Genomic DNA, 16,925 nt, shown 5'->3' with positions numbered 1-16,925 from the left:
GCTTCCCGGCCACGCCTCGATACCAGCACACATTCGGCGTGCCCATCGCGCTGGTTTCGCTCGTCGAGCTGGACCGGCAGTGGTTCAAGTCCTGCGTCGGGCTCGACGACCTGATGGAGATCCCCGACGCCCGGCTCGACCCGCGGTTCGCGGACAACCCGTCGGTGACCGGGTCGCCGCACATCCGGTTCTACGCCGGGCAGCCGCTGCGCACGCCGTCGGGGCACAAAGTCGGGACGCTCTGCGTGATCGACCGCGAGCCGCAGCACCTGCGCGCGGCGGAACGCGACCGGCTGCGCGGCCTGGCGCACTGGGTCGAGCTGGAGGTCGCGGTCGTCCAGGCCCGACGCGGCGCCCGGCACGCCCGCGAGGAGTTCGTCTCCCTGGTCAGCCACGAGCTGCGGACGCCGCTGCAGGCGGCGCGGCTGGTCGCGATCGCGGCCAAGAACACCGACCGCCTGATCCGGCTGCCGAACGACGTCCTCGACCTGACCCGCCTCCAGAGCGGCAGGCTGCCCGGGGTGAGCCGCAGGGCCTTGGTCGTGGTCCAGTCGGTGACGAGCGCGCCCGAGCCGGTGGCCGCGACCTGCATCGTCAGCGCCTGGGCGTCGAGGCTGCCGCCGCTGGTGAGGTCGACGTAGCGGTTGACGATGTCGCCGGGGGCCAGGTTGCCGACCGCCTGGTCGAACCCGGCGCCGTTCGCCGCGAGGGTCACCGCTGCTGATCGTCTCGGGCGTCACGTTCGCGGCGGTCGCCGAGAGCGTCGCCCAGACGCCGGCGTCCATGGCGGCGAGCACGGAACCGCCGATGACGGCGAGGGCGACGGGGGCGCCAGGCGGAGCGGCGGCGGGCGGGGAGCGCGTGGTCGGCCATGGAGGTCCTTGTCCGGCGGGCACCACCCGGTGTGGTGCGCTGGAACCAGGTTCGGGTCCGGACCTCCGCCGTCCCTCAAGATCGTCTCAAGAAAGTTTCCGCGCCCGTGTCCGGTCGCGGGGCGCGGCTCCGACCCCCGGGTGTTCGCACCACCGAGAAGGAGTCGAAATGGACAAGCCGGCCGGACGGCGGGAGTGGCTGGGGCTGACGGTGCTCGTGCTGCCCACCCTGCTCGTCGCGATGGACATGACCTCGCTGTTCCTCGCCCTGCCGCAGCTCAGCGCCGACCTCGGGGCGAGCGCCACCGAGCAGCTGTGGATCACCGACAGCTACGGCTTCGTCGTCGCCGGGTTCGTGATCACCATGGGCACCCTCGGCGACCGGATCGGCCGACGCCGGCTGCTGCTCTTCGGCGGCGGCGCCTTCGCGGCTCTGTCGGTCGTCGCCGCGTTTTCCACCACCCCGGCGATGCTCATCGTGGTCCGCGGCGCGCTCGGGGTCGCCGGGGCGACGCTGATGCCGTCGACGCTGGCCCTGATCACGAACATGTTCCGCGACGAGAAGCAGCGCGGGAAGGCCATCTCGATCTGGGCGACGTGCCAGTTCGCGGGCGGCTCGGCCGGCCCGGTGCTCGCCGGGTTCCTGCTGCAGCACTTCGCGTGGGGCTCGGTCTTCCTGGTCGCGGTGCCGGCGATGGCCGTGCTGCTCGTCGCCGGCCCGATCCTGCTGCCCGAGTTCCGCGCCCCCGCGTCCGGACGGCTCGACTTCGCCGGCGTCGGGCTTTCGCTGGCGGCGGTGCTGCTGATCGTGTTCGGTCTCAAGCAGCTGACCACCGGGGAGCTGCTCGTGCCCCTCGCCGCGATCGGCGCCGGGGTCGCGCTCGGCGCCGTCTTCGTCCGGCGGCAGCTGCGGACGTCGTCGCTGCTGGACCTGCGGCTGTTCCGGAACCGGCCGTTCACCGCGGTGCTGGTCGCGCTGGTGGTCGCCGGGGTCGCGATGGCGGGTGTCGGCCTGCTGGTGACGCAGTACCTGCAGAGCGTCCTGGGCTACTCGTCGCTGGTGTCGGCGCTGCTGTTCGCCCCGATGGGCCTGGGCGTCGCGGCGGGCACGATGACGGCGCCGTCGCTGACCCGCCGGATGCCCCCGGCGACGGCGATCACGGGCGGCCTGGTGGTCTCTTCCCTCGGAGGGGTCCTGCTGGCGTTCACTCACGGCTTGCCGCTGGTGATGCTGGGGATCGCGGTGCTGACGCTGGGCACGGGCCCGCTGTTCGCGCTGGGGATCGGGCTGGTGATGGGTGCGGTCCCACCGGAGCGAGCGGGCTCGGCGGCCTCGATGGCGGACACGGGCAACTACCTGGGCGGCTCACTGGGGCTGGCTTTGATCGGCCTGACGGCGACGGCGGTGTACCACGGGGTGTTCCCGGCGGGGACGACTCTCGCTGCGGACGTCACCCGCCCAGAGCTGGCTTCGCTGGCCCGGGAAGCGTTCACGAGCGCGGTGAACGTGACGGGCGTGATCGCGGCGGTCCTGTTCGCGGGGCTGGCGCTGTTGGTGTGGACGATGAGCCGCACGGAGACGGCCGTCCCGGAGTCGGCGAAAGTCGGATGAGCACGGCCGGCCGGCGGTCCGCCCGGGTGTTGCCGCACCGAGGCCGGAAGCCGGGCAGCTACTGTCGTCCGCCATGCGACGCGTAGTCATGGTCGGGTCGGTCATGCGATGGTGGCACCCCGTGGCGGCCGTGGTGATCGCGGCCGGCTTGGGTGTGGTGACCAACCTCGTCACCGACAGCGCCACCTGGGTGCTGGTGTGCGCCACGGTGGTGCTGGTCGGAGCGCAAGCCGGCTTCTCGGTGTGGCAGGGCGTGCGTGATCAGCAGGCCGCGCGGGCGGCGCGTGACCTGGTGCTGGCGCCGTTGCGGCCGCCGCCACCGGAGGTGCCTGAGCCGGGAGCCGAGGGCGTGCCGGCGGCGGTGGCCTGGCTGACCGCGCCGTTCACCCCGACCCGGTTGTGGGGCCGGGCGAAGTCGCGCGACGCGCTGGTTTCCTGGTGCGTGGAACGGGCGCCGGAGGCCGGCGTGGCCCGAGTGGTCGCCGGACCGGCGGGGGTGGGCAAGAGCAGGCTGGCGTTGGCCGTGGCGGAGTCGTTGCCCGCAGGATGGGCCGCGGGTTGGCTGACCGGACCGGTCGACGGCGTGCTGGAGCGGGTCGTGGCGGCCGGTGATCCGACGCTGGTCCTGGTGGACGACGCCGACCGGGTGCCTGGTCTGGAGCGGCTGCTGCTCGCGGCGCTTCGCAACCCGGCACTGGTGCGGCTGCTGGTGCTGTGCCGGGATCCGAAGGCACTCCGGTTGCCGGACACGCTACTGCCGCGGGTGTTCGGGGTCGACCGGCTGGCGGCGATCGGCGAGGAGGCCGATCGGCGCCGCTGGTTCGAGGAAACGACCATCGCCTACGCCGCCACTTTCGGTGTCCGGCATCCGGAGCTACCGGATCGCCCGGTCGGCACGAACCAGGACACGATGCTGATCCTGCATGCCCGCGCCCTGCTCACCACCCTCGGGAACACCGACGCCCGCGAACTGTCCATGGCCACGCTCATGGCCGAGCTCGTGGACCGGGAAACGCGGACCTGGGAGCCGGGGTCGGGCTCTCTGCCGTCCGGCTGCGACGTCGATGTGCTGGCCGAGGCCGTGACCGTCCTGATGCTGATTCCGGCGAAGAGCACCGAGGAGGCCGCGAAAGCACTGCGGCGAGTTCCTCAGTTCGCCCCGGACGCCGCCCACGAGTCCCGCTTCGCGGTGGCTCGCTGGGCACGCAACCGCTACCCGAACGGGCCGGACGAGCGCCTGGGGGTGCGCCCGCACCTGGTCGGCGACCGCCTGATGCTGAACACACTCGGCCGCACCGAGCTGCTCGAGCCCGGCGACATCGCCGTCGCCACCCCGGTCCTGGTGCGCGCGCACGCCGAATTCCCCGACGCGCTCGAGCTGCTCATCGCACTCATCGACCGCGACGGCTCCCCGCTGTCCCCGGTCGTCACCGCGCTCCTGGACACCAGTGCCCCCGACCACGCCGTCGACCGCGCGATCGCCGCTTTGGTCGACCACACCCGCATCACGGACCCCGAGCACCTGGCCCATACCTTGACGTCTCCCGCGGACGGCCGCTTCCCGCACATCCGGGCCGCGCTGGCCGCTCTGTTCGCCGAACACTGCCGAAAGCTCGCCGAGGCCGAGCCCGGACGTCACCTCCCCGACCTCGTCGCGGCGCTGTTCGCTTTCTGCGGCGCCCTGGACCACTTGGGCCGCTACCGGGAAGCGCTCCCCGTGGCCGAGGAAGCGGTCACCGTCTGCCGGGAGCTGGCCGCCGCCGATCCCGGCCACCTCCCCGACGTCGCCCACGCCCTCAGCAACCTCGCGACCATCCTCGATCGTCTGGGACGGGGCAGGCACGCACTCGTCCCAGCCGAGGAAGCCGTCGCCATCTGCCGGGAGCTCGCCGAGACCGACCCCGGCTCCCACCGCTCCGACCTCGCTCAGTCGTTGGGGGACCTCGGGGCCACCCTGCGCAGCCTCGGGCGCTACCGAGAGGCGCTGGACGTGGCCGAGGAAAGCGTCACCCTGCACCGGAAACCGGCTGACGCCGAACGGGGACCCCATCGCCCCGGCCTCGCTGATTCACTGGGCAACCTCGCCGGGATCCTGCAAGCCTTGGGCCGTTTCGAAGAGGCTCTCGACTTGACCACAGAAGGCATCACCATCCGGCGGGAACTCGCCGAGACGGAACCCGGACGTCACCTGCCCCGGCTGGCCCGCGCCCTGATCGATCTCGGGACCACCATGCCCGGCCTGGGGCGGTACCAGGAGGCGCTCGAGCCCGCCGAGGAAGCCGTCACCATTTTCCGGGACCTCGCCGCGACAGCGCCCGAGCGCCACCTTCCCGACCTCGCCCACGCGCTCAGCAACCTCGGCACGACCCTGCACGGCCTGGGCCAGTACCAGAAGGCGCTAGAGCCCACCAAGGAATCGCTGGCCATCCGCCGCAAACTCACCGACGCCGAACCCGCGCGCCACCTCCCCGGCCTCGCCGAATCGCTCAGCAACCTCGGCGGCATCCTGCAGGGTGTGGGCCGCGTCCAGGAGGCACTGGGCCCGGGTGCGGAAGCCATCACCATTCGCCGCGGACTGGCCGGCACGGAGCCCGGCCGATACCTTTCCGACGTCGCTTATTCCCTGAACAACCACGGGTGCACACTGCGCGCTCTCGGCCGTCACCAGGAAGCGCTCGACCTGAACGACGAAGCCATCGTCATCCGCCGGGAACTCGCCGACGCCGAACCCCTGCGTCACCTCCCCGCCCTCGCCGAACTCCTGGTCAACCGGGCGTTCAGCCTCCGGGTCTTGGGGAGGCACGAAGAGGCGCTTCGCGCCGACCGCGGCGCAGTCGAAGCGTGGAAGGCCGCGGCCGCGATGAACCCCGAACTCCACGAACGAGCGTTCCGAAGAGAGACGGCTCGGCTTCGGCAGCGTCTGGTCCAAACCGGGCTTCCCGCGGAAGCCGTGCTGGCTGAGACGCCGTGATGGGCTCGGGGTTCGTCCGGTCGGTGGGCGCAGCAGGGTTCGAACCTGCGACCGCTCGGGTGTAAGCCGAGTGCTCTTCCGCTGAGCTATGCGCCCCTCGGGCGGCGGCCCCCCGCAAACAACCGGGAGCCGCCGTCCGGGGAAATCAAGCCAGTTCGGCCACAGCCTTCTTCCAGGCCTGCTGGTCGCGGGCCTCGCCCGGGGCGTTGACCTCGGCGAACTTGACCACACCGGTGGTGTCGATCAGGAACGTGCCGCGGACCGCCAGGCCGGCCTGCTCGTTGAACACGCCGTACGCCTTCGCCACCTCGCCGTGCGGCCAGAAGTCGGACAGCAGCGGGAACTGGTAGCCCTCCTTCTCGGCCCACGCCTTCAGCGAGAACGGCGTGTCGACCGAGACGCCCAGTACCTGGACGCCCTTGTTGTCGTAGTCGGCGAACTCGTCGCGGAGCTGGCACAGCTCGCCGGTGCAGATCCCGCTGAACGCGAACGGGTAGAAGACCACCAGCACCGGCTTGTCGCCCCGGAAGGACGACAGCTGCACCGGCTGCTTGTTGTAGTCGTTGAGCGTGAAGTCAGGGGCCTCAGAACCGACCTCGACGGTCATACCGCGTTTCCTCTCCCGTACGGACACGTGCCTGCGACGACAACCCTATCGTGTCAGCCGGGCGGGACCTGTTCAGCGCTGCTTCGACTTCGACTTCGGAGACACCAGGCGCGTGCCGATCCAGTTCGCGCCCACGCTCATGTTGGCGGTCTGGGCCAGCCCGACGACGGGCACCGCTTCGGCGATCTCGCTCGGCTCGACGTGCCCGGGCTGTCCCGTCTTCGGGGTCAGCACCCAGATCACGCCGGTCTCTTCCAGGGGGCCTCGGGCATCGATGAGCGCGTCTCCCAGGTCACCGTCGTCCTGGCGCCACCACAGCAGCACCACGTCGATGACCTCGTCGGCGTCCTCGTCGAGGATGTCCCCGCCGATCTGCTCCTCGATCGCCGCGCGGACGTCGTCGTCGACGTCCTCGTCCCAGCCGATCTCCTGGACCACCATCTCGGGCTTGATGCCGAGCCTCTCGGCGACGCTTGACTGATCAGCGTCTCCCGCGGCGACCACTGCTTTCACTCCTCCAACTACGACGGAGCGTGGCGTCCGACCCCCTTCGCGAGGGTACGGCCGCGCCACACTCGGCGACCCGGTTGCCGATAGCGAACACTGGTAGGGCCTCGCGCGCAACCGTCCACACCGGATCTTTGACAACTCGTGTCGCAGGATACGGCCCGCCACCGGCCTCCCGCGACGTCGTTTCGGGTGCCTCCCGGTACCGGTCCGCCACCCCTTCGGGGGGCGTCCCCTAGGGTGGGGAGGAAGAAAACGCGCGCGCGATACACCGCGCACGGGGAGTGGCTCGACCGGGTCGGCTGATGTTACCGCTCAGTAGCGGTGCGGAAGCCGGGACGGAAGACGACGATGGAGAGTCACACACCCCGAGTACGAGCACCACCGGCTGCAACTTTTCGCAAGGAGACCCCTTGGCCCCGCAGAACGACGGCGCCTCCGGCAAGGAGACCCCGGCACGCGTACGCGTCATCCGTGACGGATTGGCGGCGCACCTGCCCGACATCGACCCGGAGGAGACCGCCGAGTGGCTGGACTCCTTCGACGAGGCGCTGGCCAGGGGAGGTCAGCAGCGGGCGCGGTACCTGATGCTGCGCATCCTGGAGCGCGCTCGTGAACGCAACGTCGGGGTGCCCGCGCTGACCTCGACGGACTACGTCAACACCATCCCCACCGAGAACGAGCCGTGGTTCCCCGGTGACGAGGAGATCGAGCGCCGCTACCGGGCCTACATCCGGTGGAACGCCGCGATCATGGTGCACCGCGCGCAGCGCCCGGGAGTCGGTGTCGGCGGGCACATCTCGACCTACGCCTCCTCGGCCGCGCTCTACGAAGTCGGGTTCAACCACTTCTTCCGCGGCAAGGACCACTCCGGCGGCGGCGACCAGATCTACATCCAGGGCCACGCCTCCCCCGGCGTCTACGCCCGCGCGTTCCTCGAGGGCCGCCTGTCCGAGCAGCAGCTCGACGGCTTCCGCCAGGAGTACTCGCACGCCGGCGAGGGCGGCGGCCTGCCGTCGTACCCGCACCCGCGGCTGATGCCGGAGTTCTGGGAGAACCCGACGGTGTCGATGGGCCTCGGCCCGATGAACGCGATCTACCAGGCGCGGTTCAACCGCTACCTGCGCGACCGCGGCATCAAGGACACGAACGACCAGCACGTCTGGGCGTTCCTCGGCGACGGCGAGATGGACGAGGCGGAGTCGCGCGGCCTGATCCACATCGCGGCCGGCGAAGGTCTCGACAACCTGACCTTCGTGATCAACTGCAACCTGCAGCGGCTCGACGGCCCGGTCCGCGGCAACGGCAAGATCATCCAGGAGCTGGAGTCGTACTTCCGCGGCGCCGGCTGGAACGTCATCAAGGTCATCTGGGGCCGCGAGTGGGACTCGCTGCTGCACGCCGACCGAGACGGCGCGCTGGTCAACCTGATGAACGTGACGCCGGACGGTGACTACCAGACGTACAAGGCCAACGACGGCGCCTTCGTCCGGGAGCACTTCTTCGGCCGCGACCCGCGGACGAAGGACCTGGTCAAGGACCTCTCCGACGCCGACATCTGGAACCTCAAGCGCGGCGGCCACGACTACCGCAAGGTGTACGCGGCGTACAAGTCGGCGCTGGAGCACCACGGCCAGCCGACGGTGATCCTGGCCCACACGATCAAGGGCTACGGCCTGGGCCCGGCGTTCGAGGGCCGCAACGCCACGCACCAGATGAAGAAGCTCACCCTCGACGACCTGAAGCTGTTCCGCGACTCGCAGCGGATCCCGATCAGCGACGAGGAGCTCGAGCGCGACCCGAAGCTGCCGCCGTACTACCACCCGGGCGCGAACTCGCCCGAGATCGAGTACCTGATCGGCCGCCGCAAGGCGCTCGGCGGCTTCCTGCCGGAACGCCGCCCGAAGGCCTCGAAGGCGCTCGTGCTGCCCGGCGACAAGGTCTACGAGGGCATCCGGAAGGGCTCCGGCAAGCAGGAGGTCGCCACGACGATGGCGTTCGTCCGGCTGGTCCGCGAGCTGGCGAAGGACTCCGAGATCGGCAAGCGCGTCGTCCCGATCATCCCGGACGAGGCCCGCACGTTCGGCCTCGACTCGATGTTCCCGACGGCCAAGATCTACAACCCGCACGGCCAGACGTACACGTCGGTCGACGCGAGCCTGATGCTGGCCTACAAGGAGTCCGAGAAGGGCCAGCTGCTCCACGAGGGCATCAACGAGGCGGGCTCGACCGCGTCGTTCACCGCCGTCGGCACGTCGTACGCGACGCACGGCGAGCCGATGATCCCGATCTACATCTTCTACTCGATGTTCGGGTTCCAGCGGACCGGTGACGGCCTCTACGCCGCCGCCGACCAGATGGCCCGCGGGTTCGTCATCGGCGCCACCGCCGGGCGCACCACGCTGACCGGTGAGGGCCTGCAGCACGCCGACGGGCACTCGCTGCTGCTGGCGGCGACCAACCCGGCGGCCGTGGCCTACGACCCGTCGTGGTCGTTCGAGATCGCGCACATCGTGAAGGACGGCCTGCGCCGGATGTACGGCGAGACCGGCCCGGACGGCAACGGCGAGAACGTCTTCTACTACATGACGATCTACAACGAGCCGTACCAGCAGCCCGCCGAGCCGGAGAACCTCGACGTCGACGGCCTGCTGAAGGGTCTGTACAAGTACGCCGGCGCGCCCGAGGGCGACGGCCCGGAGGTGCAGATCCTGGTCTCGGGCGTCACGATGCCGGACGCGCTCAAGGCGCAGAAGATGCTGGCCGAGGAGTGGGGTGTGCGGGCGTCGGTGTGGTCGGCGACGTCGTGGACCGAGCTGCGGCGCGAGGCCGTCGAGATCGACCACGACAACCTGCTCTACCCGGGCAGCGAGCCGCGCGTGCCGTACGTCACCGAGGCGCTGCTGGGCTCGAACGGCCCGGTCGTGGCGGTGTCGGACTGGATGCGCGCGGTGCCGGACCTGATCCGCCCGTACGTGCCGACCGACATGCTGACGCTGGGCACCGACGGGTTCGGGTTCTCCGACACCCGGCCGGCGGCGCGGCGGAAGTTCCTGGTCGACGCCGAGTCGATCACCGTCGGCGCGCTGTCGATCCTGGCCAAGCGCGGCGAGGTCGAGCAGGCGAAGGTCCTCGAAGCGGCCACGAAGTACCGGCTCGACGACATCGCGGCCGCCGGGCCGCAGACGTCGGAAGCCGGTAACGCGTGACCTGGTGCTAGAGACACCGTGCTAGAAAGGGACCCGGCAGACATCCGATGTCTGCCGGGTCCCGCTTGCCAGGGAGTTGATGAAGGTGACGAAGCGCCGACTGCCCAAGCCGGACGAGCTGAAGCAGATCCTGCGGCCGAAGCCGATCGTGCTGAACCCGACCGACCGGCGACTGGCGAACGCCCACACCATCGCCGACCTGCGGATGATCGCCCGCAAGCGGACCCCGCGAGCGGCGTTCGACTACACCGACGGCGCGGCCGAGCTGGAAGACAGCCTGCTGCGCGCCCGCCAGGCCTACCGGCGGATCGAGTTCCACCCGAACGTCCTGCGCGGGGTGTCCGATGTGGACACCACCCGCGAGATCCTCGGCAAGACGTCGGCGCTGCCGTTCGCCTTCGCCCCCACCGGGTTCACGCGGATGATGCAGCACGAGGGCGAAGCCGCCGTGGGCCGCGTGGCCCAGCGCAACGGCATCCCGATGGGCCTCTCGACGATGGCGACGACGTCGATCGAAGACCTCGCCGAGGCCGCGCCCGAAGCCCGCAGGTGGTTCCAGCTCTACGTCTGGCGCGACCACGGCGCGGGCGAAGATCTGATGAATCGCGCGTGGGCGGCGGGCTACGACACGCTGATGCTGACCGTGGACACCCCGGTCGGCGGCGCGCGCCTGCGCGACGTCCGCAACGGCCTGACCATCCCGCCGGCGCTGACGCTCAAGACGTTCCTCGACGGCGCGACGCACCCGGCGTGGTGGTTCAACCTGCTCACCACCGAGCCCCTGCAGTTCGCCTCGCTCAACCACTTCGGCGGCACGGTCGCCGAGCTGCTGAACAAGCTCTTCGACCCGACGCTGAACTTCGACGACCTGGACTGGGTCCGCCGGACCTGGCCCGGGAAGCTCGTGGTCAAGGGCGTGCAGAACGTCGACGACGCGCGGGACGTCGTCAAGCACGGCGCCGACGCGGTCCTGATCTCGAACCACGGCGGCCGCCAGCTCGACCGCGCCCCGACGCCCCTGGAGCTGCTGCCGGCGGTGCTGGACGAGCTCCAGGGCGGCGCCGAGGTCTGGATCGACACGGGCATCCTCTCGGGCGGCGACATCGTGGCGGCCATCGCCCGCGGCGCCGACGCGGTGCTGGTCGGCCGCGCGTTCCTGTACGGCCTGATGGCCGGCGGCGAGCGCGGGGTCCAGCGGTGCGTCGACATCCTGCGCACGGAGATGGTGCGCACGATGCAGCTGCTGGGCGTCCGGACCCTGAAGGACCTGACGCCCTCGCACGCCACCCTGCGCTAGACGCTCAGACCTGCGCCTGGCCGCCGTCGACGAAGAACTCGACGCCGTTGACGAAGCTCGCCTCGTCGGTGGCCAGGAACAGCGCCGCCGCGGCGATCTCCGACGGGTCGCCGAGGCGGCCCAGCGGGACTTGGGCCGCCATCCCGTCCACGAGCTGCTGCCGCGCGTCCGGCTCGGCCAGGCCGAGGAGGCCCGGGGTGAGCGTCGGCCCCGGGCTGAGGACGTTCACGCGGATTCCCTTGCCCTGCAGGTCGAGCGCCCAGGTGCGGGCGAAGCTGCGCACGGCGGCCTTCGTCGAGGCGTAGATGCTCATGCCCGGCGCCACGCGCGTCGACGTCGTCGAGCCGGTGATGATGACCGACGCCTTCTCGTTCAGCAGCGGCAAGGCCTTCTGGACGGTGAAGAGGACGCCCTTGACGTTCGTGCCGAAGGTCGTCTCGAACTGCTCCTCGGTGATCTCGCCGAGCGGGGCCGAAATCCCGCCGCCGGAGTTGGCGACCACGACGTCGAGCCCGCGGCCGCGCTCGGCGATCACGCGGTAGACCTCGTCCAGGTCGGCGAGGTTCGCCGAGTCGGCGCGGATCGCCTGCACGCTGCCGCCGATCTCGGCGACGGCGTCGTCGAGGACCTCCTTGCGGCGGCCCGTGATCACGAGGTGCGCGCCCTCCGCGGCGAACCGCTTCGCGATCCCCAGGCCGATGCCGGTCCCGCCGCCGGTCACCAAAGCTGTCTTGTCCTTCAGGTTCACGGTGCCCTCCGAGTTCTTGACTATCTCGTCCAGAACGTACGCAGTTCTGGACGAGATAGTCAAGAATGGATATCCTGAGCCCATGGCGAGACCCCGGAGCTTCGACGAGCGCGCGGTGCTGCGCACGGCCCGGGACCGGTTCTGGTCGACGGGGTACGCGGGCACGAAGATCGACGACATAGCCGCGGCCACCGGCCTGGGCAAAGGCAGCCTCTACGGCGCCTTCGGGGACAAGCACGCGCTCTTCCTGCGCGTCTTCGACGACTACTGCACCGAAGCCGTCGAAGCGACGCGTCACAAGCTCGACGGCCCCGACGAAACCGCCTACCAGCGGCTACGCGACTACGTCCTGGCTGACGCCGAAGCCGTCATCGCGGACGACATCCACCGGGGCTGCCTGATCGCGAAGTCCGCGGCCGAATGCGCCGAACACGACCCGGAGGTCGCGACCCGGGCCCGGCAGGCGTTCCGCGAGCTGAACGCCATGCTGACCGCGTGCGTCGCCGGAGCCCAGCGAGCGGGCGACCTCGCCCCCGGCCCCGACCCGACCCGCCTGGCCGGCCTCCTGCTGGCGACCCTGCGCGGCATCGAAGCCCTCGGCAAGGGCAGCTGCGACCAGGCCGACCTGCGCGGCATCGCCGAAACCGTCCTCGCCGTGCTCCCGCGGCCGTAACCCGCGTGACCAGCGGGGCATCGCACGTGACCAGCGGGGCATCACGCGTGATCAGGGAGGCATCACGCGTGATCAGACGGGCATCACGCCGATGCCCCTCCAGTCACGTGTGATGCCCGCCCAGTCACGTGTGATGCCTCTTTCCGCACGCTCCCGCGGCCGTGAAGGGCTGACTCGTTGGGCCAACCGGTCTCAAGTTCTTGACGGACCGACTGGTTTGTGACGAAGATCTCGGGCACTCGCCGAAAGGCCGTTTTCGCATCATGGAAAACGGAGGTCCCCGTGTTCGTGCAAGACGTGACTCCCCTCGGTTCGCTGGGCCTGTCGGCGCTCGTCGCCGTGCTGCCCCTAGCCACCGTTCTCGTGCTCCTCGGTGTCGTCCGGATGAAGGCGCACCACGCCGCCCTGATCGGGTTGGTCGTCGCGCTCGTCGTCGGGGTCGCCGCCTATGGCATGCCGATCGTCCAGGCCGTCTCCGGGGCGCTGTCGGGCGCCGCGTTCGGGCTGTGGCCGATCATGTGGATCGTCGTCAACGCGCTGTGGATCTACCGGCTCACCGTGCGGACCGGGCACTTCGACGTCCTGCGCCGCTCGTTCGGCCGGATCTCCGACGACCCGCGGATCCAGGCCCTGATCATCGCCTTCTGCTTCGGCGCGCTCATGGAGGCCCTCGCGGGCTTCGGCGCGCCGGTCGCGATCAGCGCCGTGATGCTGGTGGCCGTCGGCTTCCACCCGGTCAAGGCCGCGGTCGTCGCGCTGGTCGCGAACACCGCGCCGGTCGCGTTCGGCGCGATGGGCACGCCCGTCGTCACGCTGGCCCAGGTCACCGGGCTGCCGCTGCAGGACGTCTCCTCGATCGTCGGCCGCCAGACGCCGCTGCTCGCGCTGGTCGTGCCGCTGCTGCTGGTGATCATCGTCGACGGCAAGCGCGGTCTGAAGGACACCTGGCTGCCCGCGCTGGTCTGCGGGGTCGCGTTCGGGCTCGTGCAGTTCCTCGCGTCGAACTACGTCTCGCCGCAGCTGGCCGACATCGGCGCCGCGCTCGCCGGCGCCGCCGCGTTGGTCGCGCTCCCCCAGACCCGCCGCGCGGTGCCCGAAGCCGTCCGGACCAGCATCGGCACCGGCGGGACGACGACCGAGGAAGCGCCGCCGGAGGACTCGCGCAACGACGTCGTCAAGGCGTACCTGCCGTACGCGCTGATCATCGTGATCTTCTCCCTGGCCGTGCTGCCGCCGATCAAGAAGCTCTTGGACAAGGCGACCTGGAAGTTCCACTGGCCGGGCCTGAACGTCGCCGCGCCGAACGGGAAACCGGTGTCCGGCAACACGTTCTCGCTGCCGTTCCTCAACACCGGCGGCACGCTCGTGCTGCTGGCCGGCATCATCACGGCCGCGGTCCTGGCCGTGTCGGCGAGCGGCACCGTGCAGGAGTGGCTGGCGACGGTCAAGGAGCTGCGGTTCGCGATCCTGACCGTCACCGGGGTGCTCGCGCTGGCCTACGTGATGAACCTGTCCGGCCAGACCACGACGATCGGCACGTTCATCGCGGCCGCCGGCGCCGGCCTGGCGTTCCTGTCCCCGGTGCTGGGCTGGTTCGGCGTCGCCGTCTCGGGCTCGGACACGTCGGCGAACGCGTTGTTCGGCGCGTTGCAGGTGACGGCGGCGAACAAGACGGGCCTGGCCGCGGACCTCCTGGCCGCGGCCAACAGCTCCGGCGGTGTCCTCGGCAAGATGGTCTCCCCGCAGAACCTCACGATCGCCTGCGTGGCCGCGAACCTGCCGGGTGAGGAGGGCAAGCTGCTGCGGAAGGTGCTGCCGTGGAGCCTGGGGCTGCTGCTGGTGATGTGCCTGATCGTGCTCGGGCAGAGCACGCCGGTGCTCAGCTGGATGCTGCCATGACCTGACGGTTCGCGACGCTCTTGGCCGAGCGGTTCCAGCTCCACCAGCCGTGCACGACGAGCCCGGCGAAGACGATGTAGATCGCGGCCGAGAAGTACAGCCCGGACGAGATCTGCAGCGGCACGCCGATCGCGTCGACGACCAGCCAGACCAGCCAGAACTCGACCAGTCCCGCGCCCTGCGCCCCGAAGGCGACGAGCGTGCCGACGAAGATGGCGGCGTCCGGCCAGGGCGCCCAGGACGCGTCGAGCGCGTCGAGGACCAGGGCCATCACGGTGGTGCCGGCGACGAAGGCGCCGAGCATGGCCAGCCGCTCGGCGAGCCGTCCCTGCCGGACGACGACGCCGAACACGGGGTCCTGGCGGCGGGTCCAGGCCCACCAGCCGTAGACGGAGATCGCGAGGATGGCGACCTGGCGAGAAGCTAGCCCGCCGAGGTGCGCGGAGGCGTAGACGGCGAACAGCAGCACGGTCGCGCCGACCTGCACGGGCCACGTCCACAGGGTGCGACGCTGCGCGAGGAACACCACGGCGAGCGCGAACACCTGCCCGGCGAGCTCCGCGACCGAGATCCACTGACCGAGCACCGTGATTCCGTGGTGCAGCAGGAAATCCACCTGACGCCCCTTTCGTCCTATCGCATCAAACATGCTCCGGAGGGGGTGAATTCCCTAGAGACTGTGAGCCGCGGAACATCCCACCTCGTGGACGTCGTCCCCGACGCGGACCGTGCCGCCGCGGACGACCCGGGTCTGCACGCCGAAGGTCATGCCGTTGACGTCGGAGATCGTCTTGAGCAGCCCGGGCGCGGCCGGCACTCCGTCGCCCGGCAGGCCGACCATCACGCAGCGCACGGCCTTGCGGAGGACCTCCAGCTCGACCTCGCCGATCCGGACGCGCTTCCCCACCCAAGCCTCCTCGGCGAGCTCCGGCGCCGATCCGGTGTCGAGCAGGAGGTTGGCCCGGAACCGCCGTTCGTCGAGCGCCACGCCGGGCGCGCGCTCGGCCAGCCAGGCCAGCGACGACGTCGTCACCAGGTGGACGGCCGCTTCGTCGTGGTGCGGGATCGCCGCTTCCTTCGCCAGCTCGACGCCCGGGAGGCCCAGCGCGGCGGCGATTTCTGCGCTCGCGGTGTCACCGCGGACGACGCGCCCGTCCGGGAGGGTCACCACCGGGACGTCACCGTCGTACCGCGCGGAGAAGGCGTGCAGGCCGGGCATCCGCCGGAACCGGCGGGTGTTCTTGCCGCTGCCGAACCTGCCGTCCTGATCGTGGACCGCGTAGAGGCGGTCACCGTCGAGGCCGCGCTCGCCGAACGTCGCCTCGGCCAGCCGCTCCCCCGCCATCGACTTCACCGGATAGCGCCACAGCGCCGCGACGACCCCCATCACCCCAGCGTAACGGGAAGAGACCCGGCGGCTTCCTCGTCCGCCGGGTCTCTTCCCGCTCCGATCCTCGCTCAGCCCTGCGCGCGCGGCATGCCCGCCGGCGGCGTCGGGGTGTTGTCCGCGCCGACCGTGGCGCGCGGGGCCGCGCTCGTGCCCATCTCGCCGGTGCGCTGCGCCGGCGTCTCGGCCAGCTGCTGCTGCATGTTCGCCATCCAGCCGCGCCAGCGGTCCTGCGCCGGCTTGATCAGGCCGCCGCCGAAGCCGACGACGATCACGCCGCCGATCGTCGCCAGCACCGCGATGAGCACCGGGCCGGTGATGGCCGTCGCGATGTTCACCTGGCCGAGCGCGGCGATGATGCCGAACGCCATGATCAGCCAGTAGGCGCCGGTGGCCAGGTAGCGGCCGGCCGGGCGGCCCGACATCGCCGACGAGACGACGTCACGCACGACCTTCGCGATGGCCGCGGCGACCACGATCAGCACCACCGCGACCACGATCCGCGGCAGGAACGCGATGATGTCGTTGAGCAGCTGGCTCACCGGGTTGGTCGGCCCGAACACGCCGAACGCCAGCTGCAGCGCGATCAGCAGGACGAAGTAGTAGACCAGTTTCACGAGGATTCCGGCCGCGTCGATCTTCTGCTGGCCGATGCTGCCGGAAAGGCCGGTCTTCTCGATCAGCTTGCCGAACCCGACCTTTCCGAGGACGAGGCTCAGCCCTTTCGCGATCGCCTTCGCGATCAGCCAGCCGATCAGCAGGATGATCAGGAAACCGACGAGTTTCGGAACGAACGTGGCCACCAGGTTCCACGCTTGCCCGAGCCCGTCCTTCAGTTGCTGGCCCATACCGACTCCCTCTCCACGGTTTTTGCGCCCGAATCGCCACCCGCCGATTCGAGGTGGTGCACTTGGTGCACCGGATCGTTGATCAGGTACCCAGCGTCGGCAACTCGTGCGCCCCACGATCGAGTGAGACGACTGGCGCGCGAAGATCAGCCACGGCCATACTGGTTCTACCGGTGGGGACCGGGGAGACGAGGCCGTCCGGCGCAGCGTAAACCGCAAGCGCCGGGCGGCCTCGAGCATTTGGGGGGAATACGTGTTCCGGCCCCCGGACACCGAGACTCCGAGGCGTCCGAGG

At 70.5% G+C, this 16,925-nt stretch carries 13 protein-coding genes and 1 tRNA gene; 7 read left to right on the top strand and 7 right to left on the bottom strand.

What is annotated here, in order from left to right; all coding sequences use genetic code 11:
- The first annotated feature begins 38 nt into the window (after window positions 1-38).
- The 3 genes from ACZ7OU_RS46355 to ACZ7OU_RS46345 all read left to right on the top strand — a co-directional run bounded on the left by ACZ7OU_RS46355 (window position 39) and on the right by ACZ7OU_RS46345 (window position 5,455).
- Complete coding sequence (locus tag ACZ7OU_RS46355) at window positions 39-641, top strand: GAF domain-containing protein (RefSeq protein ID WP_470260136.1); 603 nt, start codon at window positions 39-41, stop codon at window positions 639-641.
- A 400-nt stretch (window positions 642-1,041) separates the two neighbouring features.
- Entirely contained in the window at window positions 1,042-2,484 is a 1,443-nt protein-coding gene (locus tag ACZ7OU_RS46350) for an MFS transporter (protein WP_470260135.1), read from the top strand.
- A gap of 73 nt (window positions 2,485-2,557) precedes the next feature.
- Window positions 2,558-5,455: a tetratricopeptide repeat protein gene (locus ACZ7OU_RS46345; RefSeq protein ID WP_470260134.1), complete on the top strand. Its 2,898-nt coding sequence runs from the start codon at window positions 2,558-2,560 to the stop codon at window positions 5,453-5,455.
- A gap of 24 nt (window positions 5,456-5,479) precedes the next feature.
- Here the strand turns inward: ACZ7OU_RS46345 and ACZ7OU_RS46340 are convergent.
- The 3 genes from ACZ7OU_RS46340 to ACZ7OU_RS46330 form a co-directional block, all read right to left on the bottom strand.
- Window positions 5,480-5,551: transfer RNA gene (locus ACZ7OU_RS46340), tRNA-Val, on the bottom strand.
- A 49-nt stretch (window positions 5,552-5,600) separates the two neighbouring features.
- A complete protein-coding gene (locus ACZ7OU_RS46335; RefSeq protein WP_470244788.1) occupies window positions 5,601-6,062 on the bottom strand; it encodes a peroxiredoxin in 462 nt (153 codons plus the stop codon).
- 72 nt (window positions 6,063-6,134) lie between these two features.
- Complete coding sequence (locus ACZ7OU_RS46330; RefSeq protein WP_470244789.1) at window positions 6,135-6,566, bottom strand: DUF3052 domain-containing protein; 432 nt, start codon at window positions 6,564-6,566, stop codon at window positions 6,135-6,137.
- Between the two features lie 416 nt (window positions 6,567-6,982).
- Here ACZ7OU_RS46330 and aceE point away from each other — a divergent pair, with 416 nt between their 5' ends.
- Both aceE and ACZ7OU_RS46320 read left to right on the top strand, forming a co-directional pair.
- The gene (gene aceE / locus ACZ7OU_RS46325) at window positions 6,983-9,778 is read left to right on the top strand and encodes a pyruvate dehydrogenase (acetyl-transferring), homodimeric type (RefSeq protein WP_470260133.1); all 2,796 of its coding nucleotides are present in this window, start codon (window positions 6,983-6,985) and stop codon (window positions 9,776-9,778) included.
- Window positions 9,779-9,863: 85 nt separating this feature from the next.
- Complete coding sequence (locus ACZ7OU_RS46320) at window positions 9,864-11,075, top strand: alpha-hydroxy acid oxidase (RefSeq protein ID WP_470260132.1); 1,212 nt, start codon at window positions 9,864-9,866, stop codon at window positions 11,073-11,075.
- Between the two features lie 4 nt (window positions 11,076-11,079).
- Here the strand turns inward: ACZ7OU_RS46320 and ACZ7OU_RS46315 are convergent, their stop codons facing one another.
- On the bottom strand, window positions 11,080-11,823 hold the full coding sequence (locus ACZ7OU_RS46315) for an SDR family oxidoreductase (RefSeq protein ID WP_470260131.1): 744 nt from the start codon (window positions 11,821-11,823) through the stop codon (window positions 11,080-11,082).
- Between the two features lie 82 nt (window positions 11,824-11,905).
- On the opposite strand from ACZ7OU_RS46315, the gene ACZ7OU_RS46310 reads away from it, so the two are divergent.
- Complete coding sequence (locus tag ACZ7OU_RS46310; protein ID WP_470260130.1) at window positions 11,906-12,496, top strand: TetR/AcrR family transcriptional regulator; 591 nt, start codon at window positions 11,906-11,908, stop codon at window positions 12,494-12,496.
- Between the two features lie 282 nt (window positions 12,497-12,778).
- A complete protein-coding gene (locus ACZ7OU_RS46305; protein ID WP_470244794.1) occupies window positions 12,779-14,395 on the top strand; it encodes an L-lactate permease in 1,617 nt (538 codons plus the stop codon).
- Here the strand turns inward: ACZ7OU_RS46305 and ACZ7OU_RS46300 are convergent.
- From ACZ7OU_RS46300 to ACZ7OU_RS46290, 3 genes are all read right to left on the bottom strand, one after another.
- Window positions 14,376-15,011, bottom strand: coding sequence for a nicotinamide mononucleotide transporter family protein (locus ACZ7OU_RS46300; RefSeq protein ID WP_470244795.1), 636 nt, complete (start codon window positions 15,009-15,011; stop codon window positions 14,376-14,378). The two genes, ACZ7OU_RS46305 and ACZ7OU_RS46300, sit on opposite strands and share 20 nt — an antisense overlap.
- Window positions 15,012-15,065: 54 nt before the next feature.
- A complete protein-coding gene (locus tag ACZ7OU_RS46295) occupies window positions 15,066-15,782 on the bottom strand; it encodes an MOSC domain-containing protein (RefSeq protein ID WP_470260129.1) in 717 nt (238 codons plus the stop codon).
- A 71-nt stretch (window positions 15,783-15,853) separates the two neighbouring features.
- Window positions 15,854-16,630, bottom strand: a complete 777-nt coding sequence (locus tag ACZ7OU_RS46290) for a mechanosensitive ion channel family protein (protein WP_470244797.1) — start codon at window positions 16,628-16,630, stop codon at window positions 15,854-15,856.
- Between the last annotated feature and the right edge of the window lie 295 nt (window positions 16,631-16,925).

Source organism: Amycolatopsis sp. NPDC114505, from assembly GCF_055633615.1.
The sequence above is the reverse complement of the archived record's forward strand: the minus strand, read 5'-3'. Positions and strand labels throughout refer to the sequence as shown.

Bases quoted from the DNA above. Each gene is read 5' to 3' on its own strand.
- ACZ7OU_RS46310 (WP_470260130.1), top strand. From the start codon at position 11,906: ATGGCGAGACCCCGGAGCTTCGACGAGCGCGCGGTGCTGCGCACGGCC.
- ACZ7OU_RS46350 (WP_470260135.1), top strand. From the start codon at position 1,042: ATGGACAAGCCGGCCGGACGGCGGGAGTGGCTGGGGCTGACGGTGCTC.
- ACZ7OU_RS46290 (WP_470244797.1), bottom strand. From the start codon at position 16,630: ATGGGCCAGCAACTGAAGGACGGGCTCGGGCAAGCGTGGAACCTGGTG.
- ACZ7OU_RS46345 (WP_470260134.1), top strand. From the start codon at position 2,558: ATGCGACGCGTAGTCATGGTCGGGTCGGTCATGCGATGGTGGCACCCC.
- ACZ7OU_RS46295 (WP_470260129.1), bottom strand. From the start codon at position 15,782: ATGGGGGTCGTCGCGGCGCTGTGGCGCTATCCGGTGAAGTCGATGGCG.
- ACZ7OU_RS46335 (WP_470244788.1), bottom strand. From the start codon at position 6,062: ATGACCGTCGAGGTCGGTTCTGAGGCCCCTGACTTCACGCTCAACGAC.